The 26,538-nt window shown below is 54.7% G+C and carries 24 protein-coding genes and 1 pseudogene; 11 read left to right on the plus strand and 14 right to left on the minus strand.

The window, feature by feature from the left end; all coding sequences use genetic code 11:
- Positions 1 to 15: 15 nt before the first annotated feature.
- Complete coding sequence (locus tag ABX962_RS01025; RefSeq protein WP_372715782.1) at positions 16 to 663, minus strand: PepSY-associated TM helix domain-containing protein; 648 nt, start codon at positions 661 to 663, stop codon at positions 16 to 18.
- A 42-nt stretch (positions 664 to 705) separates the two neighbouring features.
- Positions 706 to 900: pseudogene (locus ABX962_RS01030) on the minus strand (type II secretion system protein); the annotation flags it as partial.
- A 314-nt stretch (positions 901 to 1,214) separates the two neighbouring features.
- Here ABX962_RS01030 and ABX962_RS01035 point away from each other — a divergent pair.
- Positions 1,215 to 1,718, plus strand: a complete 504-nt coding sequence (locus ABX962_RS01035) for a hypothetical protein (protein ID WP_372715784.1) — start codon at positions 1,215 to 1,217, stop codon at positions 1,716 to 1,718.
- Here ABX962_RS01035 and ABX962_RS01040 read toward each other — a convergent pair.
- From ABX962_RS01040 to ABX962_RS01050, 3 genes are all read right to left on the minus strand, one after another.
- Positions 1,700 to 2,278: a DsrE family protein gene (locus ABX962_RS01040; protein ID WP_372715786.1), complete on the minus strand. Its 579-nt coding sequence runs from the start codon at positions 2,276 to 2,278 to the stop codon at positions 1,700 to 1,702. The two genes, ABX962_RS01035 and ABX962_RS01040, sit on opposite strands and share 19 nt — an antisense overlap.
- A 192-nt stretch (positions 2,279 to 2,470) precedes the next feature.
- Entirely contained in the window at positions 2,471 to 5,614 is a 3,144-nt protein-coding gene (locus ABX962_RS01045) for an efflux RND transporter permease subunit (protein ID WP_372715788.1), read from the minus strand.
- Positions 5,611 to 6,819: an efflux RND transporter periplasmic adaptor subunit gene (locus ABX962_RS01050; protein ID WP_372715790.1), complete on the minus strand. Its 1,209-nt coding sequence runs from the start codon at positions 6,817 to 6,819 to the stop codon at positions 5,611 to 5,613. The genes ABX962_RS01045 and ABX962_RS01050 overlap by 4 nt, the downstream gene beginning before the upstream one ends.
- Positions 6,820 to 6,936: 117 nt before the next feature.
- Here ABX962_RS01050 and ABX962_RS01055 point away from each other — a divergent pair, with 117 nt between their 5' ends.
- Together ABX962_RS01055 and ABX962_RS01060 are read left to right on the plus strand one after the other, a co-directional pair.
- Entirely contained in the window at positions 6,937 to 7,422 is a 486-nt protein-coding gene (locus ABX962_RS01055; protein ID WP_372715792.1) for a MarR family winged helix-turn-helix transcriptional regulator, read from the plus strand.
- Positions 7,419 to 8,111: an antibiotic biosynthesis monooxygenase gene (locus tag ABX962_RS01060; RefSeq protein WP_372715794.1), complete on the plus strand. Its 693-nt coding sequence runs from the start codon at positions 7,419 to 7,421 to the stop codon at positions 8,109 to 8,111. Before ABX962_RS01055 ends, ABX962_RS01060 begins: the two co-directional genes overlap by 4 nt.
- A gap of 75 nt (positions 8,112 to 8,186) precedes the next feature.
- Here the strand turns inward: ABX962_RS01060 and ABX962_RS01065 are convergent, their stop codons facing one another.
- The gene (locus ABX962_RS01065; RefSeq protein ID WP_372715796.1) at positions 8,187 to 10,286 is read right to left on the minus strand and encodes a transglutaminase family protein; all 2,100 of its coding nucleotides are present in this window, start codon (positions 10,284 to 10,286) and stop codon (positions 8,187 to 8,189) included.
- 60 nt (positions 10,287 to 10,346) lie between these two features.
- On the opposite strand from ABX962_RS01065, the gene ABX962_RS01070 reads away from it, so the two are divergent.
- From ABX962_RS01070 to ABX962_RS01085, 4 genes are all read left to right on the plus strand, one after another.
- On the plus strand, positions 10,347 to 11,204 hold the full coding sequence (locus ABX962_RS01070; RefSeq protein ID WP_372715798.1) for a transglutaminase N-terminal domain-containing protein: 858 nt from the start codon (positions 10,347 to 10,349) through the stop codon (positions 11,202 to 11,204).
- Positions 11,205 to 11,323: 119 nt separating this feature from the next.
- Positions 11,324 to 12,334, plus strand: a complete 1,011-nt coding sequence (locus ABX962_RS01075; protein ID WP_372715799.1) for a methyltransferase — start codon at positions 11,324 to 11,326, stop codon at positions 12,332 to 12,334.
- Positions 12,335 to 12,421: 87 nt separating this feature from the next.
- The gene (locus ABX962_RS01080) at positions 12,422 to 13,207 is read left to right on the plus strand and encodes an SGNH/GDSL hydrolase family protein (protein ID WP_372715801.1); all 786 of its coding nucleotides are present in this window, start codon (positions 12,422 to 12,424) and stop codon (positions 13,205 to 13,207) included.
- Between the two features lie 200 nt (positions 13,208 to 13,407).
- Positions 13,408 to 13,584: a hypothetical protein gene (locus tag ABX962_RS01085; protein WP_372715803.1), complete on the plus strand. Its 177-nt coding sequence runs from the start codon at positions 13,408 to 13,410 to the stop codon at positions 13,582 to 13,584.
- 130 nt (positions 13,585 to 13,714) lie between these two features.
- Here ABX962_RS01085 and ABX962_RS01090 read toward each other — a convergent pair whose 3' ends face one another.
- From ABX962_RS01090 to ABX962_RS01105, 4 genes are all read right to left on the minus strand, one after another.
- Positions 13,715 to 14,983, minus strand: a complete 1,269-nt coding sequence (locus ABX962_RS01090; protein ID WP_372715805.1) for a DUF1559 domain-containing protein — start codon at positions 14,981 to 14,983, stop codon at positions 13,715 to 13,717.
- 391 nt (positions 14,984 to 15,374) lie between these two features.
- Positions 15,375 to 16,178 carry an endonuclease/exonuclease/phosphatase family protein gene (locus ABX962_RS01095; protein WP_372715807.1) on the minus strand — a complete coding sequence of 268 codons (804 nt, stop codon included), beginning with the start codon at positions 16,176 to 16,178 and terminating at the stop codon, positions 15,375 to 15,377.
- A 26-nt stretch (positions 16,179 to 16,204) separates the two neighbouring features.
- Positions 16,205 to 16,843: a DUF1080 domain-containing protein gene (locus tag ABX962_RS01100; protein ID WP_372715809.1), complete on the minus strand. Its 639-nt coding sequence runs from the start codon at positions 16,841 to 16,843 to the stop codon at positions 16,205 to 16,207.
- 341 nt (positions 16,844 to 17,184) lie between these two features.
- Positions 17,185 to 17,811, minus strand: coding sequence for a DUF1080 domain-containing protein (locus tag ABX962_RS01105; protein ID WP_372715811.1), 627 nt, complete (start codon positions 17,809 to 17,811; stop codon positions 17,185 to 17,187).
- A 613-nt stretch (positions 17,812 to 18,424) separates the two neighbouring features.
- Between ABX962_RS01105 and ABX962_RS01110 the strand changes: the two genes are divergently transcribed.
- Both ABX962_RS01110 and ABX962_RS01115 read left to right on the plus strand, forming a co-directional pair.
- Positions 18,425 to 18,601, plus strand: coding sequence for a hypothetical protein (locus ABX962_RS01110; RefSeq protein ID WP_372715813.1), 177 nt, complete (start codon positions 18,425 to 18,427; stop codon positions 18,599 to 18,601).
- A gap of 319 nt (positions 18,602 to 18,920) precedes the next feature.
- Positions 18,921 to 19,679 (plus strand): hypothetical protein, encoded by a 759-nt coding sequence (locus ABX962_RS01115; RefSeq protein ID WP_372715815.1) that lies wholly within the window; start codon positions 18,921 to 18,923, stop codon positions 19,677 to 19,679.
- Positions 19,680 to 19,815: 136 nt separating this feature from the next.
- Here ABX962_RS01115 and ABX962_RS01120 read toward each other — a convergent pair whose 3' ends face one another.
- A complete protein-coding gene (locus ABX962_RS01120; RefSeq protein WP_372715817.1) occupies positions 19,816 to 20,418 on the minus strand; it encodes a nitroreductase family protein in 603 nt (200 codons plus the stop codon).
- A gap of 338 nt (positions 20,419 to 20,756) precedes the next feature.
- On the opposite strand from ABX962_RS01120, the gene ABX962_RS01125 reads away from it, so the two are divergent.
- Complete coding sequence (locus ABX962_RS01125) at positions 20,757 to 21,539, plus strand: GAF domain-containing protein (protein WP_372715818.1); 783 nt, start codon at positions 20,757 to 20,759, stop codon at positions 21,537 to 21,539.
- A gap of 56 nt (positions 21,540 to 21,595) precedes the next feature.
- On the opposite strand, the gene ABX962_RS01130 is transcribed toward ABX962_RS01125, so the two are convergent.
- Together ABX962_RS01130 and ABX962_RS01135 are read right to left on the minus strand one after the other, a co-directional pair.
- Complete coding sequence (locus tag ABX962_RS01130) at positions 21,596 to 22,483, minus strand: metallophosphoesterase (protein ID WP_372715820.1); 888 nt, start codon at positions 22,481 to 22,483, stop codon at positions 21,596 to 21,598.
- 159 nt (positions 22,484 to 22,642) lie between these two features.
- The gene (locus tag ABX962_RS01135; protein ID WP_372715822.1) at positions 22,643 to 23,356 is read right to left on the minus strand and encodes a peroxiredoxin-like family protein; all 714 of its coding nucleotides are present in this window, start codon (positions 23,354 to 23,356) and stop codon (positions 22,643 to 22,645) included.
- 329 nt (positions 23,357 to 23,685) lie between these two features.
- Between ABX962_RS01135 and ABX962_RS01140 the strand changes: the two genes are divergently transcribed.
- On the plus strand, positions 23,686 to 24,837 hold the full coding sequence (locus tag ABX962_RS01140; protein ID WP_372715824.1) for a DinB family protein: 1,152 nt from the start codon (positions 23,686 to 23,688) through the stop codon (positions 24,835 to 24,837).
- A gap of 18 nt (positions 24,838 to 24,855) precedes the next feature.
- Here ABX962_RS01140 and ABX962_RS01145 read toward each other — a convergent pair whose 3' ends face one another.
- Positions 24,856 to 26,067 (minus strand): glycosyltransferase family 2 protein, encoded by a 1,212-nt coding sequence (locus ABX962_RS01145; RefSeq protein WP_372715826.1) that lies wholly within the window; start codon positions 26,065 to 26,067, stop codon positions 24,856 to 24,858.
- Positions 26,068 to 26,538 lie beyond the last annotated feature (471 nt).

The following is a 26,538-nucleotide window of genomic DNA, read 5'->3' on the forward strand; positions in this document are numbered from 1 at the left end:
TTTTCGGTCAAAGGGTCAGTGAATGAACAAGATGATCAAGATCCAAGGGGCAATGAGTCCGAGCCCTACCAACGGCCATGTCCATCGTCGATGAGTGGCGCGTTCATAAAGCAATAACAAGCCAGTGATGCAAAACACCAACGTGGCAACAGCAAAGACATCGAGAAACCAGCTCCATGCGTTTCCGGTGTGACGCCCTTTGTGTAAATCGTTGAAATAGGAGATCCAGCCGCGGTGGGTTGATTCAAATTCCACCGCACCGCTGTTGCGATCGATCGCAAGCCAGGCGTCGGATCCCGGGCCCGGCATCGAAACATAGACCTCGTCCTCCGACCAATCCGCTTGATGGTTCCCAATCGAGATCGCAAGTTGATTGCCGATCCATTCCGAAACCGGCACGGGTAACTCTGCTGAGTCTTCGTCGATCGACACGCCAATGGACGTTTGTAATCGAGGTGGCAACACATCGGACCAAGTTCGTGTTGTCGGTGTCGTTTCGATCTGCGACGCATGGTTCAGCGTGATACCGGTGATCGCAAACAAAATCATGCCCACCAAACTGACCGCCGAACTCATCCAGTGGGAATGGATCAGCAAACGCAGCCAGACCGATCGTCGACGACGGTTTCGTTTGGGGATGGAGGCGGAATGGGTTGATTCCATAGGTGTTTCTTCTTAAAGGATCGAGTGCCTCGTGAATCACCATTGCCGTGCTGCTTCGCGGGCGGCTTGGACTGCGGGCAACAACCGCCCCACCAACACGCCGACGATCGAAATGATCACCAGCAGTTCAACAGGGGGGAACGCGGATCGTTTCGAATGGGACGTGGGTGCGAACGGCAGAACCGCACGCAGCGAACGCTCCCCGCACCCATTAAGACAAACACTGCAATGAGGCATCAAACTTCTCCAGCCAGAGACACACGAGGTAAGGGATCACCCCAAAACACGCAAAGTGCACCAGGGTGGTGATCTGCGGATCTTGGATAGGGACCGAGCGTGGCTGGCTAAAGGGCATGGATGAGCCCGTCGCTTGCTGCGTCGTTGAATTGCGACTGATACTGAGAATCAGTCGCAACAAAATGGCAGATCTAAGATTCGGCTACAAGGGGTTGCACTAAACTATTTTGCAAAAGAGGGCGAGATTGAAAGCGAGCAGTAAGGAGGGGCGAGGGGATTGATTCACTCCATTGTGGCGGCGAGGAAAAGTGGCGGTGCCGGATCAGCCCTCGCCATCCGCGGTGGGTGGTGCACTGCGAGTGATCTTGGGTCAGCAGAGTCATTCACAAATCGATTGCCCGGTCGACGAATTCAAGCTTCCCGTGGGTTTGTCAGCAAACACCATCGAGGGATTGCGGATCAACGAACGTGCGATAGCGACCGCAAACGCTCGTCAAGCGACGAGGCGACGCGCAGACGGAATGATTTGGGCGACGAGTTGTCTGCCGTTGGTAACGTTGTCGATCATCTCTTTGGCAATCGCGAACAGGGTGATCGCAGCGGGGCGCTCGCTGACTTGGCTGTTTGGCGTGATGCGGGCGATTGGCACCACACGAAGCCAATCGATTCGTGTGGTGCTTGCCGAAACGAGCTTGATTGGACTCTCCGCATTTTTTGCTGAGACTAAGCTTCGGACTGATAGCGGGTTAGGGACCTCGCAATACGGTGGCTGCTCCATCGTCACTTACCCATCATCCCGCTATTTAAAGGGGATGTAGGCGTAGCCGGACATCTGTAACTGGATGTTGGCGGTCGCGGCAGAGACGGCAACTTTGACCTCCGACAACACCTCGTCGGTCGCGAACCCGTGATGCGCCAGCGCCTGGCCACAAACCACAATTTCGACTCCCGCATTGGTCAATGTCTTGACGATCTCGCGGTTTGGGTTCTTGGCCTTGCCCAAATCCTTTTTGTAGGACGAAACATGTTTTGCAAACGCCTCATCCGCAAGCGCCGCGATGGTCGCCGGGCCATGCAAGATAACCGTCATGTTGAAATCATGTTCGGTGCCTGCGTCGGCTGCAGTGTATTGATTCAGGATCAACGCGGCTCGATCGAGCCCCAGCAGCACGCCTCCCTCCATCTGATCGGACGTAATATCAAGGATCACCTTGGCACTTCGCTTCGGCTGGTAAGCCGCGTTGGGCAGAACAACGACACCACCGTGATCCTTCACCACGGGGTGCTCGTAGCGAGGGTCGCCGGTTGGATCACCGGCTCCGGCTGTGGAGGAAACCAGAAACAGGGTCAATGCCACGGCAGCGATGGTGGTTTTCATCAAAACGACTCCTCGATTGATCTTGTCAGCGAAACTTAAACGCAGCGAATGAAGCTTGTTTTGCAGAGCAAAAAGACATTGAGAAGCCAGCAAATACCGAGCCAAAGTTCCAGGTTCCCAGCCAGCGATCCTAGGAGGATTCGAGGGACTGGGAATCGAGGGAGTGGTAACTTAAAGACTGGGAAAAGTGGACTATGAAACCAGCTCGACGGGATCAGGTTTCTTCGCTGGGGGTTGCCGGAGTTCACTGATCCACTGAAAGACAACGAAGAACACGGGTGTAAAAAAGACCGCCAAGACGGTCGATGTGATCATCCCGCCGCACACCGCCGTTCCCAGAGAACGCCGACTCGCAGCGGCTGCCCCGGTCGCAAAGACCAGCGGTAACACACCCAAAATGAAGGCGAAGGAGGTCATGAGGATCGGACGGAAACGCATCCGCGATGCAGCCAGTGCCGCTTCGCGAATCGATTTACCCTGCATCCGCAAATCGCGAGCAAACTCGACAATCAGAATCGCATTCTTGCTGGCAAGCGCGATGATCAGCACCACCCCAATTTGCACGTACGTATTGTTGTCCATTCCCATCATCGAGATCGCAGCAACGGTGCCCAGTAGGCCCAGTGGCACGACCAGGATGACGGCAAACGGCAGCACCCAACTCTCGTACAAGAACGCCAGCACGAGATAGACGATCAACACCGCCAAACCAAACACGTAGATTTCCTCGCCCTTGGCTTGACTTTCTTGCAGCGAAACGCCGCTCCAATCAAAGCCAATGGACTCTGGAAATTGCTCCTTCGCCAAGCGAGCCATCGATTGCAACGCTTCGCCCGAACTGGTTCCGGCCGACGCAGATCCCGTCACATTCGCTGACGGATACAAATTGAATCGACGGATGATCTGAGGTCCGAAAGTTTCGTCAACCCGGATCAAGCTGCCCAGCGACACCATTTCCCCTTTGGCATTGCGGACGTTCAAACGACGCACGTCATCCACCTCGTCTCGGTACGGCGCGTCGGCTTGTAGGGTGACGCGATAGGTGCGTCCAAATTTATTAAAGTCATTCACATACGCCGATCCCAACGCGGCTTGTAGCGTCGTAAATACCTCTCCGAGTTGAATCTGCATGCTGAGCACTTGGGCGCGATCGACGTCCGCGTACAATTGAGGCACCCCGGCGCGGAACGTCGAATTGACTCGTTCCAGCTCGGGCTGCTTCGCCGCACTGGCAAGCAGCTCGTTGACCGCCTTTTGTAACTCATCCAACCCCACTCCTCCGCGGTCCTCGACTTGCATCTCGAAACCGCCACTCGTGCCTAATCCTTGAATCGCAGGAGGCGGGATGACGAGAATGAAGGCATCTTTGATTGCGGCAAACTTTTGAGTGATCTGGCCAATGAGTGGCCCTTGTTGAAGTTCCGGCGTCGTGCGTTCTTCCCAATCTTTTAATCCAATGAACATCGTTGCCGCGTTGGACGACTGGCTTCCTTCCAATAGCGACATGCCACCGAGCGTAAACCAAGTCTTCACACCGGGCTGTTCCGCAAGGATCGCATTCATCTGGTCGACGACTTCGCGGGTCCGGTCCTGCGACGCGGCATCAGGCAGCTGGATCGCCGTAATCAAGTAGCCTTGATCTTCGGTCGGTAAAAATCCCGTCGGCACTTTCTGGTACCACCACACCGTGCCCGCAGTCGTGAGCACAAACGCCAACATCACCACGGGCCAGCCACGGATCAGACCGCGAACGCAGAAGACATAGAATGTTTCCACCCATCCAAACACGCGGTTAAACCATCGCGACAGAAAGAACTTTTCGTTTTCGGGTTTCGCCGGTTTCAGCCACAAAGCACACTGGGCCGGTTTCAGCGTCAATGCATTGACCGCGCTCAGAAAAGCGGTTGCCGCGATCGTCAATGCAAATTGCCGATACAGCTGTCCCGTAATCCCCGCCAAAAACGCGGTTGGAATGAACACCGCCATCAGCACCGCCGTGATCCCGATCACCGGTCCGGTGACTTCGCTCATGGCGCGAATCGTTGCTTCTTTGGGCGACTCGCCCCTTTCGATATGATGCGATGCGTTTTCAACAATCACAATCGCATCGTCGACCACAATACCGATCGCCAGCACCAATCCAAACAAGGTCAGCAGATTGACGGAAAAACCTAGCAGCGGCATGATCGCAAACGCGCCGATGATGGTCACCGGAACGGTCGTTGCCGGGATCAAGACCGCACGCCAATTCTGAAGAAAGACCAGAATCACGACCAGAACCAACACCCCAGCTTCGAACAGCGTCTTATAAACTTCGTGTATCGCCGAGGAAACGAAGATAGTGGTGTCAAACGGGACGTCGTATTGCAAGCCTTCGGGAAATGATTCAGAGAGGTCGGCAATCGCAGCCTTGACTCCTTCGGCGACATCCAGTGCGTTCGCGCCAGGCAGTTGGTAAATCAAAACGCTGGCAGAGCTAATTCCCCCCTTTTGCGCAAACGTGTCATAGGTTTGCGCCCCGAGTTCAACGCGAGCGATATCGCGGAGGTAGGTCAGACTGCCGTCCTCGCCTACTTTGACAATGATGTCTTCGAACTGCTTTGGATCCGACAATCGTCCGAGCGCCGTCATCGTGTATTGGAAGGCTTGCGAATCATCCAGTGGCGGCTGAGCGATTTGCCCTGCGGCGACTTGAACATTTTGTTGTCGCAGCTGCGTCATTAGATCGGTGAATGTCAACCCGCGAGCATCCATCTTGGTCGGGTCAGCCCAGATCCGCATGCTGTACGCCCCGGTGCCGCTAACGGTCACATCACCAACACCCTCGACACGGCTGAGTTCGTCTTTCAGACGCAGATTGGCGTAGTTCGAAAGATACAAACTGTCAAACGTGTTATCGGGCGAGGTCAACGAGACAACCAGCAAAATGTTGGTCGACCGTTTTTGCACCGAGATCCCTTGTTGGCGTACATCCGATGGCAGAAAAGGCTCGGCAAGCGCCACACGGTTCTGAACCAAAACCTGAGCTTCCTCGAGATCCGTTCCGACTTCGAAAGTGACGGTCAACGAATAGCTGCCGTTGGATGACGAGGTCGACTGCATGTACAACATGTTTTCGACGCCATTGATCTGCTGCTCCAGAGGCGCAGCAACGGTGTCGGTCATCACTTGGGCACTCGCGCCCGGATAGCTCGCGGTAACCTGGATTGTCGGCGGTGTGATGTTTGGATAACGTTCCACCGGCAGATTCACCAGACCGACGATACCCAAGATCACCGTCATGAATGCGATCACGTTTGCCGCAACGGGACGGTTAATGAAAAAATTGCTAATCACGACTTCGCTCCCTGAAGACGCACTTCGCTACCGGGCCGAATTTTCTGTAACCCCGACGTGACCACAGTCTCGCCCGGCTTGACGCCTTCACGGATGACCGTCATGTCGTCCACGATATCGCCCATCTTGATGCTGCGACGTTGCACCTTGTTGCCGTCGCCAACCACCATCACAAAACGACCTTGTTGATCCATGCCGATCGCCTTGGTGGGAACCAACACCGCTTCATATTCCGACGTGAACGGCGCTTGGATACGGGCAAACAAACCTGGCGAAAGTATCCCTGTGTCATTATTAAATGTCCCACGCACACGCGTATTCCCGCTGCTTGGATCGGTGATGTTGTTAACAAAATTGATCGCCCCTTCGTGAGGAAAACCATCTTCGTTGGCAAGACCTAAGCGGATCGGAATCGATGTTTGGCGAGCGTCTTTGACCTCGCCCTCGAGCATCCGCTTTCGGTAATCGAGCACCGATTGCTCATCGACGTTGAAATCGACATAGATTGGATCGACCGAAACCACGGTGGTTAGTATCGTTGTGTCGGCCGCGACCAGATTGCCACTGGTGACCAACGTGCGACCAAGCAGCCCATCGATCGGAGACCGGACACGGGTGTAATCGAGATCCAATTGATTACGGGCAACGGTCGCCCGCAGATTCTCGATCTGGCCTCGCAGTTCCGCCACCGCCGCTACGGCCTGGTCGTATTCCGCAGCGCTGGTGGCATTGCGATCAAGCAACGCATCGGAACGCGATAAGTCCTTATTGGCTTGTTTCAGCCTCGCTTCGGCGGCTTCGAGCGACCCTTTGGACTGCTGTAACGCCAACTCATAAGGTTGAGGATCAATCATGAATAGCAGATCCCCCTGCTTGACCAATTCGCCTTCATTGACGTTCACCTCGGGGATTGAACTGTTCAAGTTCGCATCCGCTTTCGCAGTCGGTTGCACACGATCGCTGTCGGCCGAGCGGGGGCTTTGCAACAGATACCCGCTAACGCGAGCACGGATTTCCACCGAATTTACCGCCGCGGTGCGACCGGTGTATTCGCGATAATCAATGATCTTTCGTGTCGTTGCATCCGCAGTCTCGACCTCGGGGACCGGCATCGCGGCAGCCTCGGCCAGCGGCGGACTCTTTGATTGGCATCCCGCTACCGCGATTAGCAGCAAACTGAACAACAGGCTTGACGAATGTTTCATTGTATTTAACCGAGGGGAGAGCGAACAAACGCAGCGAGTGCCCCCCAATGCTCCCCGCTTGACCGCCAATGTTTTACGTGTAAACTAATTTCACGTCAAGTACCTTGGAAGAGCACAATGCCCCCTGAAAATCTGCAAACGGAACTTTATCGCAAGCAACCGTTCGCTTCATTGCAACAAGAAACGCTCGTTAGCCTACTTCGCACCGGTGATCAGCTCGAAAACCGTCTGGCAAGATTCTTTCGCGATCACGATCTGACGCTAACCCAGTTTAATATGCTGCGAATCCTCCAATCGGAGGGTCGGCAGCTCACCTGTGGCGAGATCAAGCAACAGATGATCCAGGTCGTACCGGCCATCACCGGTGTCGTTGATCGTCTCGAGAAACAAGGCCGGGTTGAGCGTCAGCGTTGTAGCGAAGATCGCCGTGTGGTGTATGTCAGCATTACCCCCCAAGGCGAATCCCTCTGCAATCAAGCGATGCCGATGCTCAAAAAACTCGAGTCGAGTCTGCTGAAAGGTCTCAGTCAAAAGGAGCTCAAGCAGATGATTGCACTTTTGGAAAAGGCCCGAGAATCACTGCGAAAGGAGGAGCGTCAATGAGTTTGCGGAGTAACACCATACCGCGACCGAAGCGTCGATTCCACGCTTTGGCTGGTCTGACGACGACTACCGAAGCCGCAGCCAAGGCGGAACCGGTTGCGAATCTCGACGCGTCGGGATCCACGCAGCCCGCGACGATTTTTGTCACTGCGTTTCCCAAATTGGGTAAAGAGTGTGAGTGGGAACAGGCGATAGGCGATTTGATTCGCACGTCGCTTTCTTTTCCCGGACATCTTGGCTCGCTCGTGCTGCGACCGCAGCAATCGGGTGATCGACATTACCGGGTGATCTCGAAGTTTGATTCCGTTGAAAACATGCATCGCTGGCATCACTCGGACCAACGCAAAGAGAAAGTCGCTCGGCTGCAGCCTCTCGAAGGCAAACCCGCCGACATTCATCATTTGACGGGATTGGAAACATGGTTCGAACTGCCGCATCACGGCGGTTGCAATCTAACGGCGCCACCGAAATACAAGATGGCGATCGTCGTCTGGATCGCGGTCTACACCGCGGTGCTTCCGCTGGTTGGTTTTCTCAAACCCTACACCCACTCGCTACCTCACGCGATCGGCAGTGCAGGAATTGCTGCGATTAGTGTTGCGATGATGACGTGGGGAGTGATGCCGCTGCTGACGTGGCTGTTTCAGAGATGGCTATATCCACCAGGAAATGAAAACTTGGATCCGTAGCGGGGCTCGTTTGCAGGGCGGCCCCGATGGATGGCAACGCGTCATTCAACCTGCTTCGAAGTGCGAAAGCCGAACTTATTGCCAGCGCAGATCGACAACGCACTGGCCCAACGCTTCAACAGGCGGAGGGGTTAACCCGGTCGGAGGCTTGTCAAGCGAAGTGACGACACAACGATTCTCGCGTCGTTGGCGGGCTTCGGAAATCGTCGACGGCAACCCCGGATATGGTTCGCCCAGCGGATGCCATTCGTGTAGGGTGATCTGCCATGCTCCTTCAACGGGATGCGTCAGAGTCAGCGTTAACGGCGACTGAGCGCCGAGTGTGGGATGAAGTCCGCCCAGCGGTACGAAGCTGCGATAACGAAGTCCCGCCAACCGCATCGCCCCCTGCTCGTCGGTCTCTTCTTGAAGTGGAATGACCCAACCGCCAACCGACACCGTCCATTCGCCGAGTGACTCGGTGTTAGCCGACCGCAATCGGAGTTCGATCCGTGAGGTGCTCGAGTCAATCAAACGCGAACCGCCTCGTTCTTGGGTTGCAACGTCACCCACCAGCGGCCAGAACTCTAATGCCCGACGCAATTCGAGTCGCGAATCGCCTAACTCACACACTCTCATGACGCGTTGGCGATCGCAAAGGACACGCTCGACCAAGGGAGCGGCAAGTCCTAGCGAGTGACTCTGTAAATCCGCCAGCACTTCTTTGAGATCACGGTGCAAGTAATACGGCAGCGAGAAACGTTGGTGCAGCGATTCGCCCCAATCGATCAACGGTTCGTTTGTAGGGGACTCGGCAAGCATGGCGACGATGGCGCGAAACAACGCTGCTAACGATGCCATCGTTTCGGGATCAGCCGCCATCCGCAACGCACGAAACTCGACCAAACCAAGCCGCCCCCGGCTGCCGAGATACGGATTCGCTAGCTTTTCGATATTGATCTCTGCTCGATGGCTGTTTCCCGAGGGATCGGACAAAAACGGAGCGAGCGTCCCCCAAATCGTTTCCGGCAGCGGATCCTCGACACGAGACAGCAGCTCAAGTGCAAGCGAAAGTTCTGGCAATGCTTGCGAGAGTGTCTCATCGACTCGCGGCGCTTGGCTGTCCGATCCGACTGAATCGACCGCGTGCAGGTAGGAAAGCGACGGGTGACGATGGAAATACCGCACCAAACTGGGCAACAAACTTGGCTCGGTCAAAAACGGGCTGGCCGAGGGTTGGACACCGCCAAAGGTGATGTGCCCGCCGCCGCCCGAATCGTTCTCGACGCCATTGTACTGCAGCCGGTAGGTCGCCAGCCCCTCGGCGTCCGCAGCGGCCGCCAATTCTCGCAGCCGGCCAAGCAGATCGGTCGCACATCCAACCGGTGCCATATTGACTTCGATCACTGCCGGGTCGGGGGTGATCGTGGTCCAAGCGACCGTAGCGTCGACTGGCGGCGGAAATCCGGACAACATGATCGCGGGAACGCCGACTTGTCGCGACGCCGTCGCCAACGCCGACAACAAACGCTCAAATTCGCCCACATCACGGACCTGCGGTAATTCCACTCGCAACGCATTTTGCGAATCCGAGCAGACCACAAGGTAGGTCCCGTTTTCGGCTAACGAATCGGTCACTTCCGCCCCCTCGACCTGCTCGCCATGCAGCGATGGCCGATTCAGTAGGGGCTGCGCTGCGACGTCGGTAACCGGTGCCTGTCCGTCGGTGCGAAAAACCACGCGGTTGGACAACGAAGCGGCAAGCGTCGAGGCAGTCAAGCCGATTGAATTCAAAACCGAAGTCAGTGCTGCGGCAGCCTTTTCAGCCGTCGCCTCGGGCGTCGTGGCATCCGTCGTCTCATCAAGCAGCAGGACATCGGGTGGCCCCGTCCAAACGGGGCGACCGTCACGACGCGAATAGAGCCCCAGACTCCAACGTGGGCAAGGTTCGCCACTATATTGTCGCCCCACGCAATGTAAAACCGCCGCCCCAGGATTGGCTTTGGCGATCCGTTTTAACATCCGCTGGCCCCGCTGGAGCTTGTCCTCGCCGAGCGCATTAAACAACCATTGCGGTGTTTCCGAGCCGCGGTCGGTGTAGGTCGGTTCGGCACCAACCCAAATGGTCCGCCCATAGCGATCCACCGCTTTATCGTGTGCGGCCAAAGCCTGCATCACGTCGTCTTCTGAGTCCATCGAGTCTTCGTTTGCCGCAAGGGGTAGTTTCTAGAGCCCTGTGTCCGATAAGCTTTACACATGCGCCGACTCAAAATAATACACAAAACGAGATACCGATATCCCCACCCGGTCAAGTTGCACGCACACAAGGTGATGCTGCGACCTCGGGAAGGCCACGACATTCGTATCGTCTCGTCGCAATTGGCGATCCAACCCGAACACGCGATTCATTGGCACCGCGACGCCCACGGGAACTCGGTTGCGGTCGTCACGTTCCAACAACAGGCCGATTTTCTTGAATTCGACAGCGAAGTTGTCATCGACCACTACGAGGACACGCCCGCCGATGTTCGTTTGGATCCGCGTGTCCAGCAGTTTCCGTTTCAATACGACGTTGGTGAACGCGAAGACTTGCTGCCGTATATGTTGCCCATTTTTACCCGGGGTGCGGAATCATTAAAGGATTGGATCGAGCGGTTTTGGAAGCCGGGTCAAACACTGCCAACGCTGGATCTGCTGAACCAGATGAATGAAGCCATTCCGGGACAACTGCAATACGGCCGACGCGAAGAGATCGGCGTTCAGCGACCTTCCGAAACCTTGGCAAAAGGGACAGGATCGTGCCGTGATTTCGCCACTTTGTTCATGGAGGCGTGCCGTCATCTCGGACTCGCCGCCCGATTCGTCAGTGGATATCGGCATGACCCAAACCTGGCACCCGGCGACGGAGCGACGCATGCGTGGTGCGAAGTCTATTTGACCGGCACCGGTTGGCGAGGTTTCGACTCCACAGCGGGCCTCCGTGTCGCGGGCGATCACATTGCCGTCGCCGTCGCACGCCACCCCGAGTGGATTCCACCCGTTTCCGGTTCCTATCACGGACAAGGAAAATCGGTGATGGAAGTGGAGGTCGAAGTAAGTCAATTGGATAGCTGAGCAACTCGCGTCATTCACCTCATCAATTCAAAGCGTCAAACGAAGTGCGACACGTTGCCGTGCTTCATCCCATTGGGTGACCTCCGTGACACGTTGACAACCACCAGCGAGACGTCCTTATGAACGAACCTAATCCCGTTATTATCTTCGAGACGTTGAATGCATTTCAGCGAACCGGTGCATTGAAGGCGGCGATTGAATTAAAGGTGTTTACAGTGCTCGGTGCGGGGCCGCTTTCAGCCAAATCGATCGCGACAGCGAGTGACGCTAGCGAGCGAGGGATGCGGATTCTGTGTGACTATTTAACCGTGATCGGTTTTCTCGAGAAATCGGTCGACCAGTACTCGTTGACTCCCACCTCAGCCGTGTTTTTGGATCAGAAGTCACCGAGTTACATGGGAAGCGTCGCTGGTTTTATTGCAGCCGGCGCGATCATGGATACATACCGTGATGTTGCGGGCGCCGTTCGCAAGGGCGGCACGTTACTGCCGGACGGTGGCAGCACCAACGTCGACTTCGAACTGTGGGTCGAGTTTGCTAAGTCGATGGCTCCGATGATGAAGCCTGCAGCACACTTTATCGCGGATCTCGTGGCCGAGAAACATGGCGACGCGCCATTGCGAGTGCTGGATATCGCGGCGGGGCATGGGCTTTTTGGAATCACGATCGCCGAACGAATTGCAGAGGCCGAAATCGTTGCTCAGGACTTTGAACGAGTTCTCGAGGTCGCCGACCAAAACGCAAAACTCGCCGGCGTCCACGATCGATACACATTATTGCCAGGTGACGCGATGTCGGTCGCCTTCGGCGAGAATTATGACTTTATCTTGCTGACCAATTTTTTGCATCACTTTGGGACAGACACCTGCAACACGCTGTTGAAGAAGGTCCGTGCGGCGCTGAAACCTGGTGGATTCGTAGTAACTCTCGATTTTATCCCCGACGAAGACCGCGTGACCCCGGCCGTTTCGGCGACCTTTGCACTGACGATGCTAATGAGTACCGACCAAGGCGATGCCTACACATTTGCCGAATACGAACGAATGTTTGCCGCAGCAGGTTTTAGAAGCAATCAACAATTGGATGTCCCCAACTCGCCTTCGCGATTGGTGCTCAGTTGCAATGGGTGATCAAAGGCATTGATCGCTACGAACAGGGGAGCGTGTCATTTGGAAAATCACGCAAAATCGGACATTCCCGACACGGAACAAGAACGCATGTTAACCCGTCGAACGTTTATCACCACCGCCGCCCTTGGGGCCGGTGCCATGTCACACCTTGTAGCGGCTGGCCCCGATGATCCCGGCGAAAGCCAGACCAACGCCCCCGATCCACCTTCATTGCCGATGTTAAAAAAGGGCAGTCGGTTGTTGTTTCAGGGCGATTCGATCACCGACATGAAATGGGGACGCAACCAGCAGGACCGCAATCACTATCTGGGACACAGTTATGTCTTTCTGATTGCAGCGAAATTAGGGGTCGAAATGCCAGCGTCAGAGCTGGAATTTTTTAACCGCGGACACAGTGGTAACACGGTGGCTGATTTACGTGCGCGGTGGCAGAAAGATGCCATTGAGATCCAGCCGGATCTATTGAGCATATTGATCGGAGTCAATGATGTGGGGCGAACGATCCGAGCGAAACTGCCGCACGTTCCGGCAGAGAAATGGGAACGTGACTATCGTTCGATTCTTGACGCGAGCCGCAGCGCTAACCCAAATCTGAAAATCGTGCTTCTTGATCCTTTTGTGCTTCCGTCAAATCGATTCAGCGATGGTGAGTATGCGAAGTGGCGATCGGAAATCGATAAGCTCTGCGGCATCGTCAACGCATTGGCTGAGGATTATGACGCAATCCACGTACGTACGCAGCAGATTTTTGATGATGCGGCAAAGATTGCCAAACCCGAGCACTGGATTTGGGACGGAGTTCATCCGCTGCCGCAGGGGCATGAGTTAATCGCCAGAAATTGGTTGCAGCGGCTAGCTGCCTCGGACGTATGAAGTTGTTTTTCACTCTCGCCATCTGTGGTTTTAGCAAAGGACTTTCGATCTGATGACGCTGGCTTTGAATAAAGAACAGGGGGGCAGCACAACAAAAACAAGACGACCGCAGCTCGTCAAAAGAATGAGCATTGACTAAAATCAGAGCAAAGCCATCGTGTATGGCTCCTCTCTATTTTATCCCCGCCTAAAGGTAAATTATGAATCGTCTTTTTTCGCTCGCGTTGATTGTCGCTGCACTCGCTGTAACGGGATGCCCGTCGTCTAAATCCACCAATATTTTAGAGGATGCGAATCAAGCGGCGATCGACGCTTACGACGCCCAGGTTGCTGCGGACGAAAAAGCATTGAATGATTATAAGGGTGTTGAAAAGTAACCGCATTCATTCACTAACGTGTTCAACGAAACAACCTCGAACCTGGAACAGGTTCGAGGTTGTTGTTTTTTTCGTAACGGATCGCACGGAGAGTGCGATTCGCTATCTAGATTTCCACCGCCGTTGCGATTTAGAATTCGCCGTTGATCACTTCCTTCGCGGCACGGGTGCCAAGCGATCCCCACAGTCCAAAAGGACTTGGCGCCCCGGTCTGGTTCTTCGTGGCAGCGCTACCGCCAAGATAAACAACCGGGTTCTCAGCATTCCCCGCTTCGATCGAATCGGTGATGAACTTGACCGCCCCGTCACCCATCAAGACGTGCGCGCCGCCTTGGTGGCGACTCGATGCGGTCGCGACTAAGTCGCCGTTGGCAGCTCCGGGACCGGCGTCGGTACAGACGGCTGAGTTCGGTGGCAGAATCGTATGCATCTGTCCATAGACAGGCATCACGTCGTACCAGTGGTATCCACGCCCCCAGTTCGAATTGACACCGACGCCCGCATTCCAGAATTGAGGGCGTTGGGGATCAAGCGACGCCTTCATAAACGATGGATTCAAGTGGCAATTTTGCCGTTCCCCCGTCACACCGACGCCGCCGCTGGACGGCAACGAGGTACGCGCGTCTTTGTCACCCAGATCCGTCGCAATTTCGCCACACATGATCGTGTTGGCCAATCCGTCCAACGTGTCGCGAAACTTCATGTTCTTGGTGAGCACAAACATACCGCGGTGCGCTGCGTTGGAATGCTGTGCCGTACCCGAGCTCGGTGTGTAGGGCAGAGTCACGCTCGCATCCTCGGATTGTTCGTTGATATTCAAGTACGGATCACGCGATCGATACGATGAATCTCCGGTGCATGCTACATAGTTGGTGCGTCCCAACGAAGGCAATCCCGAACCAGGGTCACTTGGACAGCGGAGCGTCGCCAATTCCGTCACGTAGGGAAGATAATTACGCTCATCAGGACGAGGCCCCATCGCTTGCCAGGGGGGTGATTTGGCCGATCCGTTGGAATTGATTGCAAGCGGGTTGCTGATCTGTTCCCACAATGCTTGTTGTTCAATGAACGGCACGATACCGACCATCATCGACAAACGGTGGTTTGAACAGCCCGTTGCAGCGGGAGAGGTGGGCGAGGGTTGATCCCATAGGTCGCGTCCGCCGACCACATAAGTCCCCGAGCCGTGAAGTGGCAATTGGTTGTAAGCAGAGTGGTAGTTGTGAATCCCCAAGCCGATCTGCTTGAAGTTATTACTGCAGCTCATACGACGAGCAGCTTCGCGAGCCGCCTGAACGGCGGGTAGCAGTAGCCCCACCAATACGCCGATGATGGCAATAACCACAAGTAATTCGACCAGCGTAAAAGCGGCGTTTCGCCGCGGAAGTCTAGCGTGCAACGCAATTCTCCTAAAAAAGGAAAGGGAGGAAGGATTGAAAGGCGGGAAAAGGGGGACACACCAAGATAGGTGTACGCTCCGTTAAGAGATCTTAACGTTAGCGAACATACCCGTAAATGACAAATTGCGGGTTTGCCATCGAGTTTCCTGTTTGTGAACCTCTGCAGAGCGGGTTGTCTTCACGGTCTATAGGGGGTGCCATATCGACTTTATTGAACACGCCGACGCGGGACTAACGGTGCGAAGAAGCTAAATTCGTGGCACCGGTGCGTACGAATGTTTGGCGGCGCGAGCCATGTACCGAAATTGGCCGCAACCCGCCCCCCCAACGAATTCCGCGTGGCGGTGCGTGCCCGCCTGCGGATGCGTTAGCGGGCCTTGGCCGCCATCGTTATGCACCCGGTTGTAGCTCGATCACGGCGAAGATTGCCCGGTGATCCGACGCAACTGCTTCATCGAGTACGCGGACATCGACGACGTTCCAGCGATTTTGGGGGCGATAGAGAATAAAGTCGATTTGCCGAGCAGGTGCAGTCACCGGGATCGTTGGCATCGGAGTGTCGGTTACCGAGGTCCATAGGGTGCCGAGCCGCGTCATCGTCTCGCTGCTTGGGACCGCATTCATGTCACCCGCCAACAGTGAAACCAGTTGGGGGTGCTGCTTGGCTTGGGCATTGATGGCGTTGGCCGATTCCAGACGCTCGCGTTCGTCGCGGCGATGATCCAAATGCGTCGCCATCAGGACGACAGGTTCCGTGATTCCGGGTATCTCGATCGTCGCTTTGATGTAGCCGCGTTGTTCGCCACTCGCGATATTAGGCAGCAAATGATTGTCATGCGTTTGGATCGGGAAGCGAGACAGCACCACGTTTCCGTAGTGGCCGCCTTGCAAGGGGATATTGGCGCCAAACGCGACGTGCATTTTGGTCAGCCGAGCCAGCTCGGAAGGCTGGTCCACCGAGTCCGAACGGAGGACATTTTGATCCACTTCTTGCAACGCCACCAAATCCGGTTTGACCGAAAGGATGACGTTTGCGATCCGCTGCAGGTCCAACGTTCCGTCGATCCCTTCGCCGTGGTGAATATTGTAGCTGAGGACTCGCAATTTGATCGGTTCGTCACCCCCGGCGAATTGCGTTAGCGGCACAAACAAAACGAGCAAAAAGAATCGCAAAGCGTACATCGGGTTTGTCATCGGTGAGGAAGCGTTATGGGAAACCGTTACAGTTCACGCAGTTTTAAGTTCCGCCATCGGACTTCGTAAGGCCCTTCCCCCGATCGGATTCCATGGACCTGCAAACCGATGAATCCTTTGGGATGCGACTTGTAGCGTTCCTCGTGCGTCAAATCCGAGATTTGTGTGCCGTTTACCCAAGTTTGAATTTTATTCCCTTTGGCAACCACCCGGTACGAGTTCCATTGGCCGTCTTTGAAGTGATCGTGGGGTTTGCGGTCAGCATCGGGCGTCATCCAGCCGCCCGCCGATTCGCCATAGATATAGCCCGCCATCTTGTCGAGCGAGATCTCGACTTGAGGACCATTGACGCGGCCTTCGGGTTTACCACCAACGCATTGCGAGCGAATTTGGACACCCGAGTTAAGTCCGTTGTCAACTTTGACCTCAAACTGAAGTTCAAAGTCATCGTAAAGTTTGTCAGTACACAGAAACGAATTCGGGCTGCCTTCGGAAGTCTTGCCGACGATCGCGCCTTCCTCGACACGGTAGGTCGCGGTTCCGTTTCGCTGTGTAAAACCGTCCAGGTTTTCACCGTTGAAAAGATCGGTGAATTTTGACTCTTCGGCGATGACACTGCTCACGCTGCCCAGCAGTAAGCACAGGAATACAAAAGTTCGTTGCATGATTAGGTTCTCTCGGGTTTTTGAGACTGCGGAAGTGTTTCTCGGCGCCGCATTACGAATCAGGTTCGCTTTGTTTTCCCGGTCCACAGACTCAGGTTCGCCGTTAAGGCGAAGCGGCTGAGTAATTCAGCAGTCTTTAATTTTCGGGGAAAGGTAGGGACAGGGGGAGACCTGGCAGGCAGACAGCGTACGGCTGTTGGCTATCAGAACAATGAAGCGAGGTTTAGCTGCATCAGATCGAGCAAGCATCCTGACGGCTGGCAATCGCTCGCTTGCAATCGCGCCGACAAGCCGACGCGACGGATGATCCGCCGCCTGTCAATTTGCGCTGCGAGTCCAGGTTATGGCAATGGTTGCACTTCGACTTTACGGATGCTGACTTTGCTGCCTGGATCGTGTTGTTGAAAGGCAAAGTAGCCTTCTTTGAATGTTTTTTCGAAATCGAGGAATTCGTACAGCTCATTGCCATCGACGGTGATTTTGATTCGTGTCATATCGCGACCACGCCAAACATCATCACGAACTTCGATTTCGTAGGTGAACCAGGTGTCTGGTTTGACATGTTGCTTGTAGACGTGGCACATACCGTAGAGCGATCCGGTGCGGATCGGGTCGGTGTGCGTGCTATCGATCTGAGCTTCATAGCCATCCGAAAAACCTGGTTTTTCGGTGGTGCGGAAATACAAACCCGAATTTCCGCCGTCGTTGATTTTTACTTCCGCGCGGTAGCGAAAATTCTTATACGGCCCTTCGGTGGTGACTAGCATCGAAGCGGGACCGGAACCTTGAATCGCGCCGTCTTTGACCTCCCAGACACTTTTCTCATTGCCCACCTTTTGCCAGCCATCGAGCGTCTTTCCGTCGAATAACGATGTCCACGGGGCGTCTTCGGCGCTCGCGTTTGTCCCGAAGATGAGCGTGAGAAATGCGGCCAAGACGAGAATCCAACGAGACGAAGCGGCGTACATAAGCGGAATCCAATGAAATGCGAGGAATTGCGTCTCAGCCTAGAGAGACGCTTTGTGATGCATTGGCAGACTCAGACAGCGGGTCTGCGGCAGGGAGTCTCACTTTAGCAACCCCGCCTGCCAACGCAATCATGCATTTAGGGAAAATGCCAGCCGAATGCAGCGGTTGAATATAACTCGACGCACGCATCGACGATTCGGACGACTGAATTGCCGCAAATTCAGGGCGATCGGTGCAGCAAGTTTTTTCAGGAACCTGCAATGCGTTGCAGTGAGATCGCCGCAGACACCGCCCTGCATTTTGACGCTTGCGAGAGTCCTGTTTTACGGTAATGCATGATTGAGGGGGGCTCATTTCGCGACTACAAACTCGCGTTTGAACACAATCTCAGAATCAACAAGGCCGCCACTGCTTAATGGGGCGGCGTGGTGTGTTAATCGCTGTACGTCACCAATCTCAGTTCGTTTCTCCGCCCTTTGCTGATCCCGACCTAGTTTACGATGGAAGCGAAATCTGAAGGGATCACGAATATCCCGTTGCACTTTGCGATCGATGCACAACACCTACATCAAACCGGCAAGATCGCCAGCATCCTATTCTTTTTGATTGGGGGTGTTGACGTTCTTTCTGTTCGCTGCGCTGGACAACTTGACGACCACGATTGTGATGGTTGCCTTGCTGCGAAAATTGATCAACGATCGCAAAGACCGCTGGCGATTTGTGGGGATGGTATTTGCGATTGGTTTGGTCGTTGCCAAGCGATTGAGGAAGTGGACAAATGACGAGTGACCCAGTGGCTTCACCGGAGTTGCGCGTTTATTGCGCATCGCTGTCTCCGATTTCGTGAACAAAACGTTGCGAAGAGGAGCGGTTGTCTCTCCCGATGCGTTTTTCCCGCGATAGAGACTCTGTCGCGACCATTCGATCTTCGGTTTTCGTTAGTTCTTATTGCCATCGATAACGAATCTCGAAATCTGTGACGAGAGACTGTTGTTGTTGCACCGGAGGGGCGTTAGACTCGAGCTATCCGGGGGGTGCGGTTTGCGTCTTGGCAATTCCGTGGTCCTCAGATGCAGAAAAACCTGGGAACTACGTTGGAGTTGGCAAAGTGCATAACAATCACCGTTCTCGTAGCGTGTTGTTGCCGGAGCGATTTCGGCCCGGTTTTGTTTCACTGTTGGAAGCGGTGGAGTATGCGGAGCAGACCAGTGGCGATTATTGGGAATTCGCCGTCGAACTCGATCGTTTGACATCGTTCGGCTTGACCTTCAATGATTTTCGCTGGCTGGTGCGAAGCCAATACGTTGAACATCAATGCGAGGTCACGTTAGAGCGGGATGACGGTCGAGCTTTCCGCCCCACGGGCGATTTATCGTTTCCCGACCGCACCTGTTTTGTGTTGACGACATCCGGTGTCGAATTTGCCCGGAGCTATTGCGCAATCGCAAACACCGACAGAGATCACCCCAGCGCAGCCGGACAAAGCGGTGCTAAAAATGGTGCAGGCAACGCAACACCGGATGTTTCACTGAGGAGCGACGTCGCGGCAAAAATGATCCTGCTTCCGCAGTGGGATTCCGAACGCCGGATGTTGCGATTCAACGGAGTTGCGGTCAAGGAATTTCGCTGGACCGCCCACAATCAGGAAGCGGTTTTAAGTGCGTTTCAAGAAGAAGATTGGCCCGCCCGGATTGATGACCCGCTGCCACCTCATGCGGAACAAGATTCCAAACGACGACTGAGCGATACAATCAAGTGTTTGAATCGTAAACAAGTCAACCCGATCCTGCACTTTCGCGGGGATGGCACCGGCGAAGGCGTGGTCTGGGAACACATTGGTGATCGCTCGCGCAGTCGGACTCACTAAGTCGTCGTTTGCACCGATTTGAAAGCCGGGCTCGGTAGCGACGGCGTGCAAAAAATCCGAACGCTGCGAAGCATTTCGCAGCGAACATCGTCAACGGCGAGTTAATTGAATCCGAATGAATTGTCCAATCGCGTGCCTATGCTTCTTCGTTAGCGGGGGTGCCCCACTTGCCCGAAAACACAAACTCGGACAGCGGTTTGCGCTGCCGGGGCGCGAGGTCGCGTTGTTTCAGTTCCTCGGGAAGCGAATCGGGATCGGCTGCGTACCCGATCGCCATGGCAGTCAACGGTTGGACGTCTGCAGGAATTTCAAAGAGCTCGCGTGCTTTATCAGGGTGGATGCCGATCATCTGGTGCACTGCCAATCCGCGGGCGGTTGCTTCGAAACAAATGTTACCCGCAGCGAGTCCCAAGTCGTGGGTTGCCGCCGCGTTGGGTTTATCGTTCCGCGAGAATTTCAAACTGGCGCAACACAGCATCAGCACGGGGGCCGCTTTCGCCCACGCCTGGTTGGCGTCGACCAAGCAGGACAAAACTCGATCGAATAGCTCGCCACTGTCACGCGTCGCAACGAGATAGCTCCAAGGTTGTTCGTTGTACGAGGACGGCGCCCAACGTGCAGCCTCCATTAACGCGTCAATGTCCTGTTTCGGCACCAATCGTTCGTCAAACCCATACGGGCTCCATCGTTTGCGGATCAATTCGTGGATGGGATGATCACTGGACGCTTCTTTGTTCATTTCAAGTTTCCTTTGTATAAGCGTGCAAATGCTTCGGCATACTTTTCAAGCGAGGTTGGCTCCAGTTCATTTTAGAACGTCACGCGTCATCGCCGTTGTTGATGCGTGTACTGCGATGGGTGACGCTATCGTACCCGATCCATCGCTCGGACGTGATCAGGGTGCCACGGGGGCCGACACAAAACCGGGTGTGATGCCGGGTTGGTGAAAACAGTTCAAGGAAATAGGGACGATTCCCTCGGGGGGGCTAATTGCGACGTAACTTTTAAGGGCACCATCTGATGCCGAATACGCTTCGGCTCACTGCCGAGCTGCTAATTAAATGAGGATGCTAGAAAATGGGAATTGGCGTTGTCGAAACATCGACACTTGATGTTGTTTTTGGACTTTCCAGCAGAATCGTTAACGGTGCGACGCTGGATGAATCGCTCAATTTCGTCTTTGAATCCTTTCAGGGGCTGATCCCGTACGATCGAATTGGATATGCCGAGATCGACGAGTTTGCGGAATATGCCAGATCGCGATGGCTCCGCTCGAACGAACCAACACATCTGCGACTAGGCTACTCTGCCGCGATTGCCGACTCATCATTGTCGGTGGTGCTGAAAATGCAGCAACCGCGAATATTGAACAATTTGAATGACTATTTAGAACGACGTCCAAATTCTCGATCAACACGGTTGATGATTCGAGAAGGCATGCAGGCGTCGCTGACATGCCCTGTGATCGCGAAAAATAAACCTCTCGGGTTTCTATTTTTTAGCAGTAAAACGATCCAGTCGTATACGAAGGCGCACATCAAACTGTCGAAAGTGGTTGCGATGCAGTTGGCAATGCAACAAACGGCAATGCAAGCGGTCGTGACGAGCAAGAAAAATCCGTCGACAACACCATTGGATGATAAGTCTGCAGGACCTTCATTGCCGGAACCGGCGAAGGGACCGAAACATCTGTCGTTGTCGCAATTGCAGCCCGGAATGGTACTGGCAGACCCGATTCGCTTGGAAAATGGCCGATTGCTACTCGCATCGCAAGTCGTGCTTAACGAAGTATCGATCGAACGGCTTATTCGACTCGCCGTCCGCGGCTTCTTACGTGTCGAATCGGTATCTGTCTTGTAACGGGAACGCTTGACCGTCACGTGTCTGGATGATCGACGGAATACGGTTCGCCGCGTTTAGCTGAAATTTCGGTCCATTTGCTTACGGAAACCGGTGAGCCGGATGGTTCCATCGGCGGCCAAGCGAAGCGCCGAGTAGCCGTTGTGCTCGGCACCGGAACCTTCGACCATCGCAACCAACGTGCAGTAATGGATTCCCCCGATGTCGTTCAGGTCATTCTGATGACTATGACCTTGAAACACGGCTTTGACCTTACCGCTCGATTCAAGCAGATGGCGAACCTCGGCGTTGTTTCGCACTCCATAGTGATTGTCGACATCAATTCGTTGATGCGCGAAAACCACAATGTGTTTTTGGGTACCGGCTAAGTCGTCGGCGAGCCAGTCCATTTCGGCTGCAGGAATATTGGCATCGGTCCATTTAAAGTTTTTGCGTTCATACGCGACGCCATCGCTGCGAAAACAAGAATCGAGGACGACGAAGTGATAGTCGCCTTGTTCGAACGAGTAGTAGGACTTTGCTTGGCCAACGCCCCCCAAAAATTCTTCTTTACTTAGCGTGTCAACGCAGTGATTCCCCAACACATAGTGTCGTGAATCGCAAATCGCCGAGAACGTTTGATTGATCGTCCGCAGGTACCTCTGCTCCGTTTCAACGGAATCGGCAGCGTCGATAAAGTCACCAAGCTCGACCACAAATGCGGGTTGGTCACGCTCGAATTGCAACGCTGCCTCTTCGAGCTTGGCCAAGGTTTCCCGATAATGTCGGCTGCCTGCCGAGGGTTTGTCCGCATAATGCAGGTCTGTGATCAAGCCGACACAAAGATCCTCCGCAGCGTCCTCTGCATAAAGCGGCAAAGAGGAAACGGACGCGGCGGCCAACACCAACGTCCCGTTCTGAAGAAAAGCACGACGCGTGCCTCGGGCGTTTCCTGGATTCATCATGGTGGTTCTGCGAACGAGTAGGGGGCGAGCTAGGCTGGGACGGTGACAGCACGCTTCGTTGTCCGCACGGATCATTTTGTCCGCAGCGGTTTTTTTCTCAATGCGTGCTCTGGCTCGCCTATTCTACAAACAAGTCGGCAGTGAATGTTTTGTGGAAGGCTATAGGCTTTCCACGGCAGCGATCACCTCGGCGGGTTCCGCCCGTTTTGTGTAGTCTGCGTTAAGATAGGCATAAGTAATTTTGCCATCGGTATCGATCACGTAGGTCGCCGGCAATGGCAGCTCGGTCGCCTTGCTGCCGTTGAAAGTCGAGAGTTTTTCTTTGAAGATCGGAACGATCGTTTCGGGAAGCGAAAAGACGACCCCGTATTTACGAGCGAGTTGGTTGTCTTTGTCATGAAGCGCGACCATGCTCAGATTGCTCGCCGCAGCCGTCTCTTTTGCTTTTTCAGGAAGCTCCGGCGTCAGCACGACCAAGCGGGCCCCGGCGTTTTCGATTGCGGAGAGCTGTTTTTGCATCGCACGCAATTGAGCGTTGCAGTAGGGGCACCAGCTGCCGCGATACCACATCAATACCACGGGCCCCTCGCTCCACAATTCGCTCAACTGGACCGATTTTCCGTCCCATCCGGTCAACTGGCCATCGACAGCGGCATCGCCGACCTGCTTCGCTGATTTTTCAATTCCACTGGCCTTCACCTCGGCGACGCCATTTCGGAATTTTGTGACCAGTTCGGGCGAAAACCGAGTGGCCGTGGTGGCCGCGATTTCAGCCAGTTCCTGGCTAAGTTTCTTGTCTTGGGGGTCCTCGGCGAGCCCAGGGGTGGCCAAAAGTGCGAGCGCGAGCAAAGGGAACGTTGGCAGTTTGATCATGTGTAAATCCCGAATTTTTGAACGGTCAGTCAGTACCGTCGGAGAAAAGAATGTGACAATCGGTGTCGGAACGGGCACAAACGTCAGTCGTCCCGTTTGAGTTTCTGCGTCACCGTCCATGAAAGTTCAGTGAAATCAGGTTCCGCCCCCTCGTCGCGACGACGCGGGTGGCCCAACTTTATGTGGATGTTCATCCCGCCGAGCGATCCGCCCCTTGACGCGTGTTACTGTGGGCCGCGTGTTACTGTGGGCCGCGCGATACTGTGGCGGCTGCGTGATTCGCTATGATGGTTCTCTATCCCATGAAAAACCTCTACAAGAGAAACTCGATGCCGCGTCATCTGATTTGTATTGTTCTACTACTGTTGTTTTGCCCATCCATTGAAGCAAACCAGGGGGATCCGATCGCGGTTCGCCAGTGGCCCGGCGGCGTGGTTTCGCTGGAGACACATTGGGGATTGCGGCTGGCGATCAAGACCGCGAACGATGCGGTGGATGGAGCGGCAGAGCCCCAGTCCGATCAAACTCTCTCATTATCAGGGACTTACGATCACGTTTTGTTTCGTGAACCCAATGTCGCATCGCCATCTTGGGTGCCAAAATCGGATGCCAAAACAAATGATCCGAACCGGCTCCGCGCAGCGTCCACTGCGAAGGGAATGCTCATGATCACGGTCGACGGCGTCGTTGTCATGGTGGTCGATGGCGACGCAGCGGACGTGTCCGCCAATGCGGCCGATCGTGTCGACGTCCTTGTCGTGGCAGCCGCTGCGGAATCATCGCTGACCCAGGAACGTGTTGCCCAATGGGTGCGTCAATACCGCCCGCGGTTCGTGATTCCAGTGGTGCGGGAAACCAAGGACGAAACCGTCCGCAAATTTCAAGACGCCGTTGAATCGAACCAAAGTATCATTCACCAGCCCCACAACACTTTTGCGGTTTCACATACGGGAAACAAAATTTCGCAACCCCAGATCGTGGTCCTCGGCGATACGGTTTGGTCGATGCCGGATGAATTGGAAGCCGAGTTCCAGAAGATGGAACTTGCTTGCCGCGAGTCGCAGAAAGTATTTGCCCCGCTGTCAGTGGAACAGCTGAACTTTCGTCCGGAAAATGGGACGCATACGCCGCGTTGGAATGTCGAACACATGATGGGACGCCAGCTGTTGTTCTTTTCGCAAATCTACCATGCGATCGATCCCGCAATCCCGACACTCGATTTGAATCCAAAACAAATGCCGCCCGATTATCGCTTTGCGCATCCTGATTGGGACGGTGCCGAAGAGGCTCGTCAAATGCAACGCGTCAGCGATTTTTGCCGTCGATTTGCCTATCTACTCGATGGCGTCGAGCTTGATACAAAAGCTCCTGGAAGTCGTTGGCCGACACTACGTGCGCTGATCAAACAAATGCAGCGTCATTACGGCGAGCATACCAGTAACACCGAGAAAAAATTTGAGCTGCCCGGTTTTCCTAAGTGATAAGCCGTCGCGGTTTCGCTAATTGGTACTGCGGCGGATCACACGGCCACGCCACACCACACCGTCGCTGATGAAATGGTGATAAATCGCTCGCGCAAAACAACATCCGATAGGGAGCGCGGAAAATGGAAATGCGAGCGCTTTCAGCGGATGCATCTCAGCGAGGCGGCTTGCCAAGACGAGTATCGCTGCTTGCGTGACGTACGCGCTAATTCCGCACAGCATCCAGCCTCCATCATGTCGAACGATTCCGATCAGCAACACGCTGATTGGCAACCAATAGACGAACAGCGGCACCACGATCGCTGGAAATGCAAACGCGATGTGCGATACCGCGCCGAGGATGTTTTTGCTGAATCCCCAGAACGCATCATGGTTGCTTTTGAAAAGTCGGACCGACAGAAGCTGCGGGGCTAACGCGATTTTCGTGACAAATCCATTGGCCTTGATGTTCCGTGCCAACATCACGTCATCGAGTGCTTCGTTCCGCACACACGCCAAACCGCCAATTTCGTCCAGCACGTTTCGACGTGTCAACATAAACGCTCCGGCGGCAACGGCATGTCCCGAATTGGGATCGTCTAGAGCTCGGTTCAGAAACGTCACCAAACCGAACACCATCAAGTGAGGGACGATGGCGTTTTCCCAAAACGAGACCAACTGTACCTTGGGAAACAAGCTGAGAAAGTCGCATTGTTCTTGCCGCATGTGGTCAATCGCGGTGATAAAACAGCAAGGCGAATGAATCACATCGGCATCCGCGAAAACGACGTAGGGCCGGTTTGTCGTTTGATACGCATGCTGCATCGCGTTGGCTTTGCCGAACCAACCGTCCATCATGGGCGGATCATGAATCACGCCGACTCGCGGATCGTTCTCGGCAATCCTATCGACAAGGGATCCCGTTTGATCCGTTGAATGATCATTAATCACGGTGATACGAACATCAACGCCTTGCTGCGCTAGAATACTGCGGACTGCGTTTCCAACATCGGCCTGTTCATTGCGAGCGGGCACAATGACATCAACAAGAGGCGTTTCCGAACCAATGGGCGCGGCCGGTGCGAGCGATTTGACGATGTGGATCGCGCGAATGAACCCAAGACCAATCATCACGCTCAGTAGCGTGATCGAGAGCGATAGGATGGGCAAGATCGTCAAGGTAATGGCTCTGGTCGGCGGCAGCAAAACGGAATCCCAACGCAAGCGAAACTCGCGTGCGAGTTTCATCAGGTCCTGTGGTTTGTCCACTACGGTTCTAACCAAACTCGCCCGAGCACGGGAGACGTGTGGATCAGGTTGCGAATGTCCAGTGCCATCGACTTCGGCACGAAACGGGAGGTTTTGTAGCGGTGCGGCGCAAGCCGCCCGGTCAAAATCGAACGTTTTTCTCCAACACGGGGAAGCATTTTCTCGTAGCGACCTTCGCCAGAAATTGGTGATTCGAATTTGCGCGGCAACTATCCACGCTCTGGCTAGCGGAGCTACAAAACCCAATAGCGAAATTATCCGTTTCGAAATACGTTACCGCGTTCGATTTACTAGCTGCCCTCAGATTACTAGCTGCCCCCGGACCATCCCCGCGTGGTGCCGCTACCAGCTCGGGTCGTGCCGCTACCAAAGTGGATCACTGAATTGGACCCGCCGTCAAGACACCGAGCGTCGATGTTGCGTGTCAAGCGTATCGCCTCGGCAGCGTGA

It is taken from the genome of Novipirellula sp. (assembly GCF_041583735.1).
GTDB lineage: Bacteria > Planctomycetota > Planctomycetia > Pirellulales > Pirellulaceae > Novipirellula.

Excerpts from the sequence above, each read along its gene's own strand:
- ABX962_RS01025 (WP_372715782.1), bottom strand. The coding sequence starts at position 663 with ATGGAATCAACCCATTCCGCCTCCATCCCCAAACGAAACCGTCGTCGA.
- ABX962_RS01040 (WP_372715786.1), bottom strand. The coding sequence starts at position 2,278 with ATGAAAACCACCATCGCTGCCGTGGCATTGACCCTGTTTCTGGTTTCC.
- ABX962_RS01050 (WP_372715790.1), bottom strand. The coding sequence starts at position 6,819 with ATGAAACATTCGTCAAGCCTGTTGTTCAGTTTGCTGCTAATCGCGGTA.
- ABX962_RS01055 (WP_372715792.1), top strand. The coding sequence starts at position 6,937 with ATGCCCCCTGAAAATCTGCAAACGGAACTTTATCGCAAGCAACCGTTC.
- ABX962_RS01060 (WP_372715794.1), top strand. The coding sequence starts at position 7,419 with ATGAGTTTGCGGAGTAACACCATACCGCGACCGAAGCGTCGATTCCAC.
- ABX962_RS01065 (WP_372715796.1), bottom strand. The coding sequence starts at position 10,286 with ATGGACTCAGAAGACGACGTGATGCAGGCTTTGGCCGCACACGATAAA.
- ABX962_RS01070 (WP_372715798.1), top strand. The coding sequence starts at position 10,347 with ATGCGCCGACTCAAAATAATACACAAAACGAGATACCGATATCCCCAC.
- ABX962_RS01075 (WP_372715799.1), top strand. The coding sequence starts at position 11,324 with ATGAACGAACCTAATCCCGTTATTATCTTCGAGACGTTGAATGCATTT.
- ABX962_RS01080 (WP_372715801.1), top strand. The coding sequence starts at position 12,422 with ATGTTAACCCGTCGAACGTTTATCACCACCGCCGCCCTTGGGGCCGGT.
- ABX962_RS01085 (WP_372715803.1), top strand. The coding sequence starts at position 13,408 with ATGAATCGTCTTTTTTCGCTCGCGTTGATTGTCGCTGCACTCGCTGTA.
- ABX962_RS01095 (WP_372715807.1), bottom strand. The coding sequence starts at position 16,178 with ATGACAAACCCGATGTACGCTTTGCGATTCTTTTTGCTCGTTTTGTTT.
- ABX962_RS01100 (WP_372715809.1), bottom strand. The coding sequence starts at position 16,843 with ATGCAACGAACTTTTGTATTCCTGTGCTTACTGCTGGGCAGCGTGAGC.
- ABX962_RS01105 (WP_372715811.1), bottom strand. The coding sequence starts at position 17,811 with ATGTACGCCGCTTCGTCTCGTTGGATTCTCGTCTTGGCCGCATTTCTC.
- ABX962_RS01120 (WP_372715817.1), bottom strand. The coding sequence starts at position 20,418 with ATGAACAAAGAAGCGTCCAGTGATCATCCCATCCACGAATTGATCCGC.
- ABX962_RS01125 (WP_372715818.1), top strand. The coding sequence starts at position 20,757 with ATGGGAATTGGCGTTGTCGAAACATCGACACTTGATGTTGTTTTTGGA.
- ABX962_RS01130 (WP_372715820.1), bottom strand. The coding sequence starts at position 22,483 with ATGATGAATCCAGGAAACGCCCGAGGCACGCGTCGTGCTTTTCTTCAG.
- ABX962_RS01135 (WP_372715822.1), bottom strand. The coding sequence starts at position 23,356 with ATGATCAAACTGCCAACGTTCCCTTTGCTCGCGCTCGCACTTTTGGCC.
- ABX962_RS01140 (WP_372715824.1), top strand. The coding sequence starts at position 23,686 with ATGCCGCGTCATCTGATTTGTATTGTTCTACTACTGTTGTTTTGCCCA.
- ABX962_RS01145 (WP_372715826.1), bottom strand. The coding sequence starts at position 26,067 with ATGAAACTCGCACGCGAGTTTCGCTTGCGTTGGGATTCCGTTTTGCTG.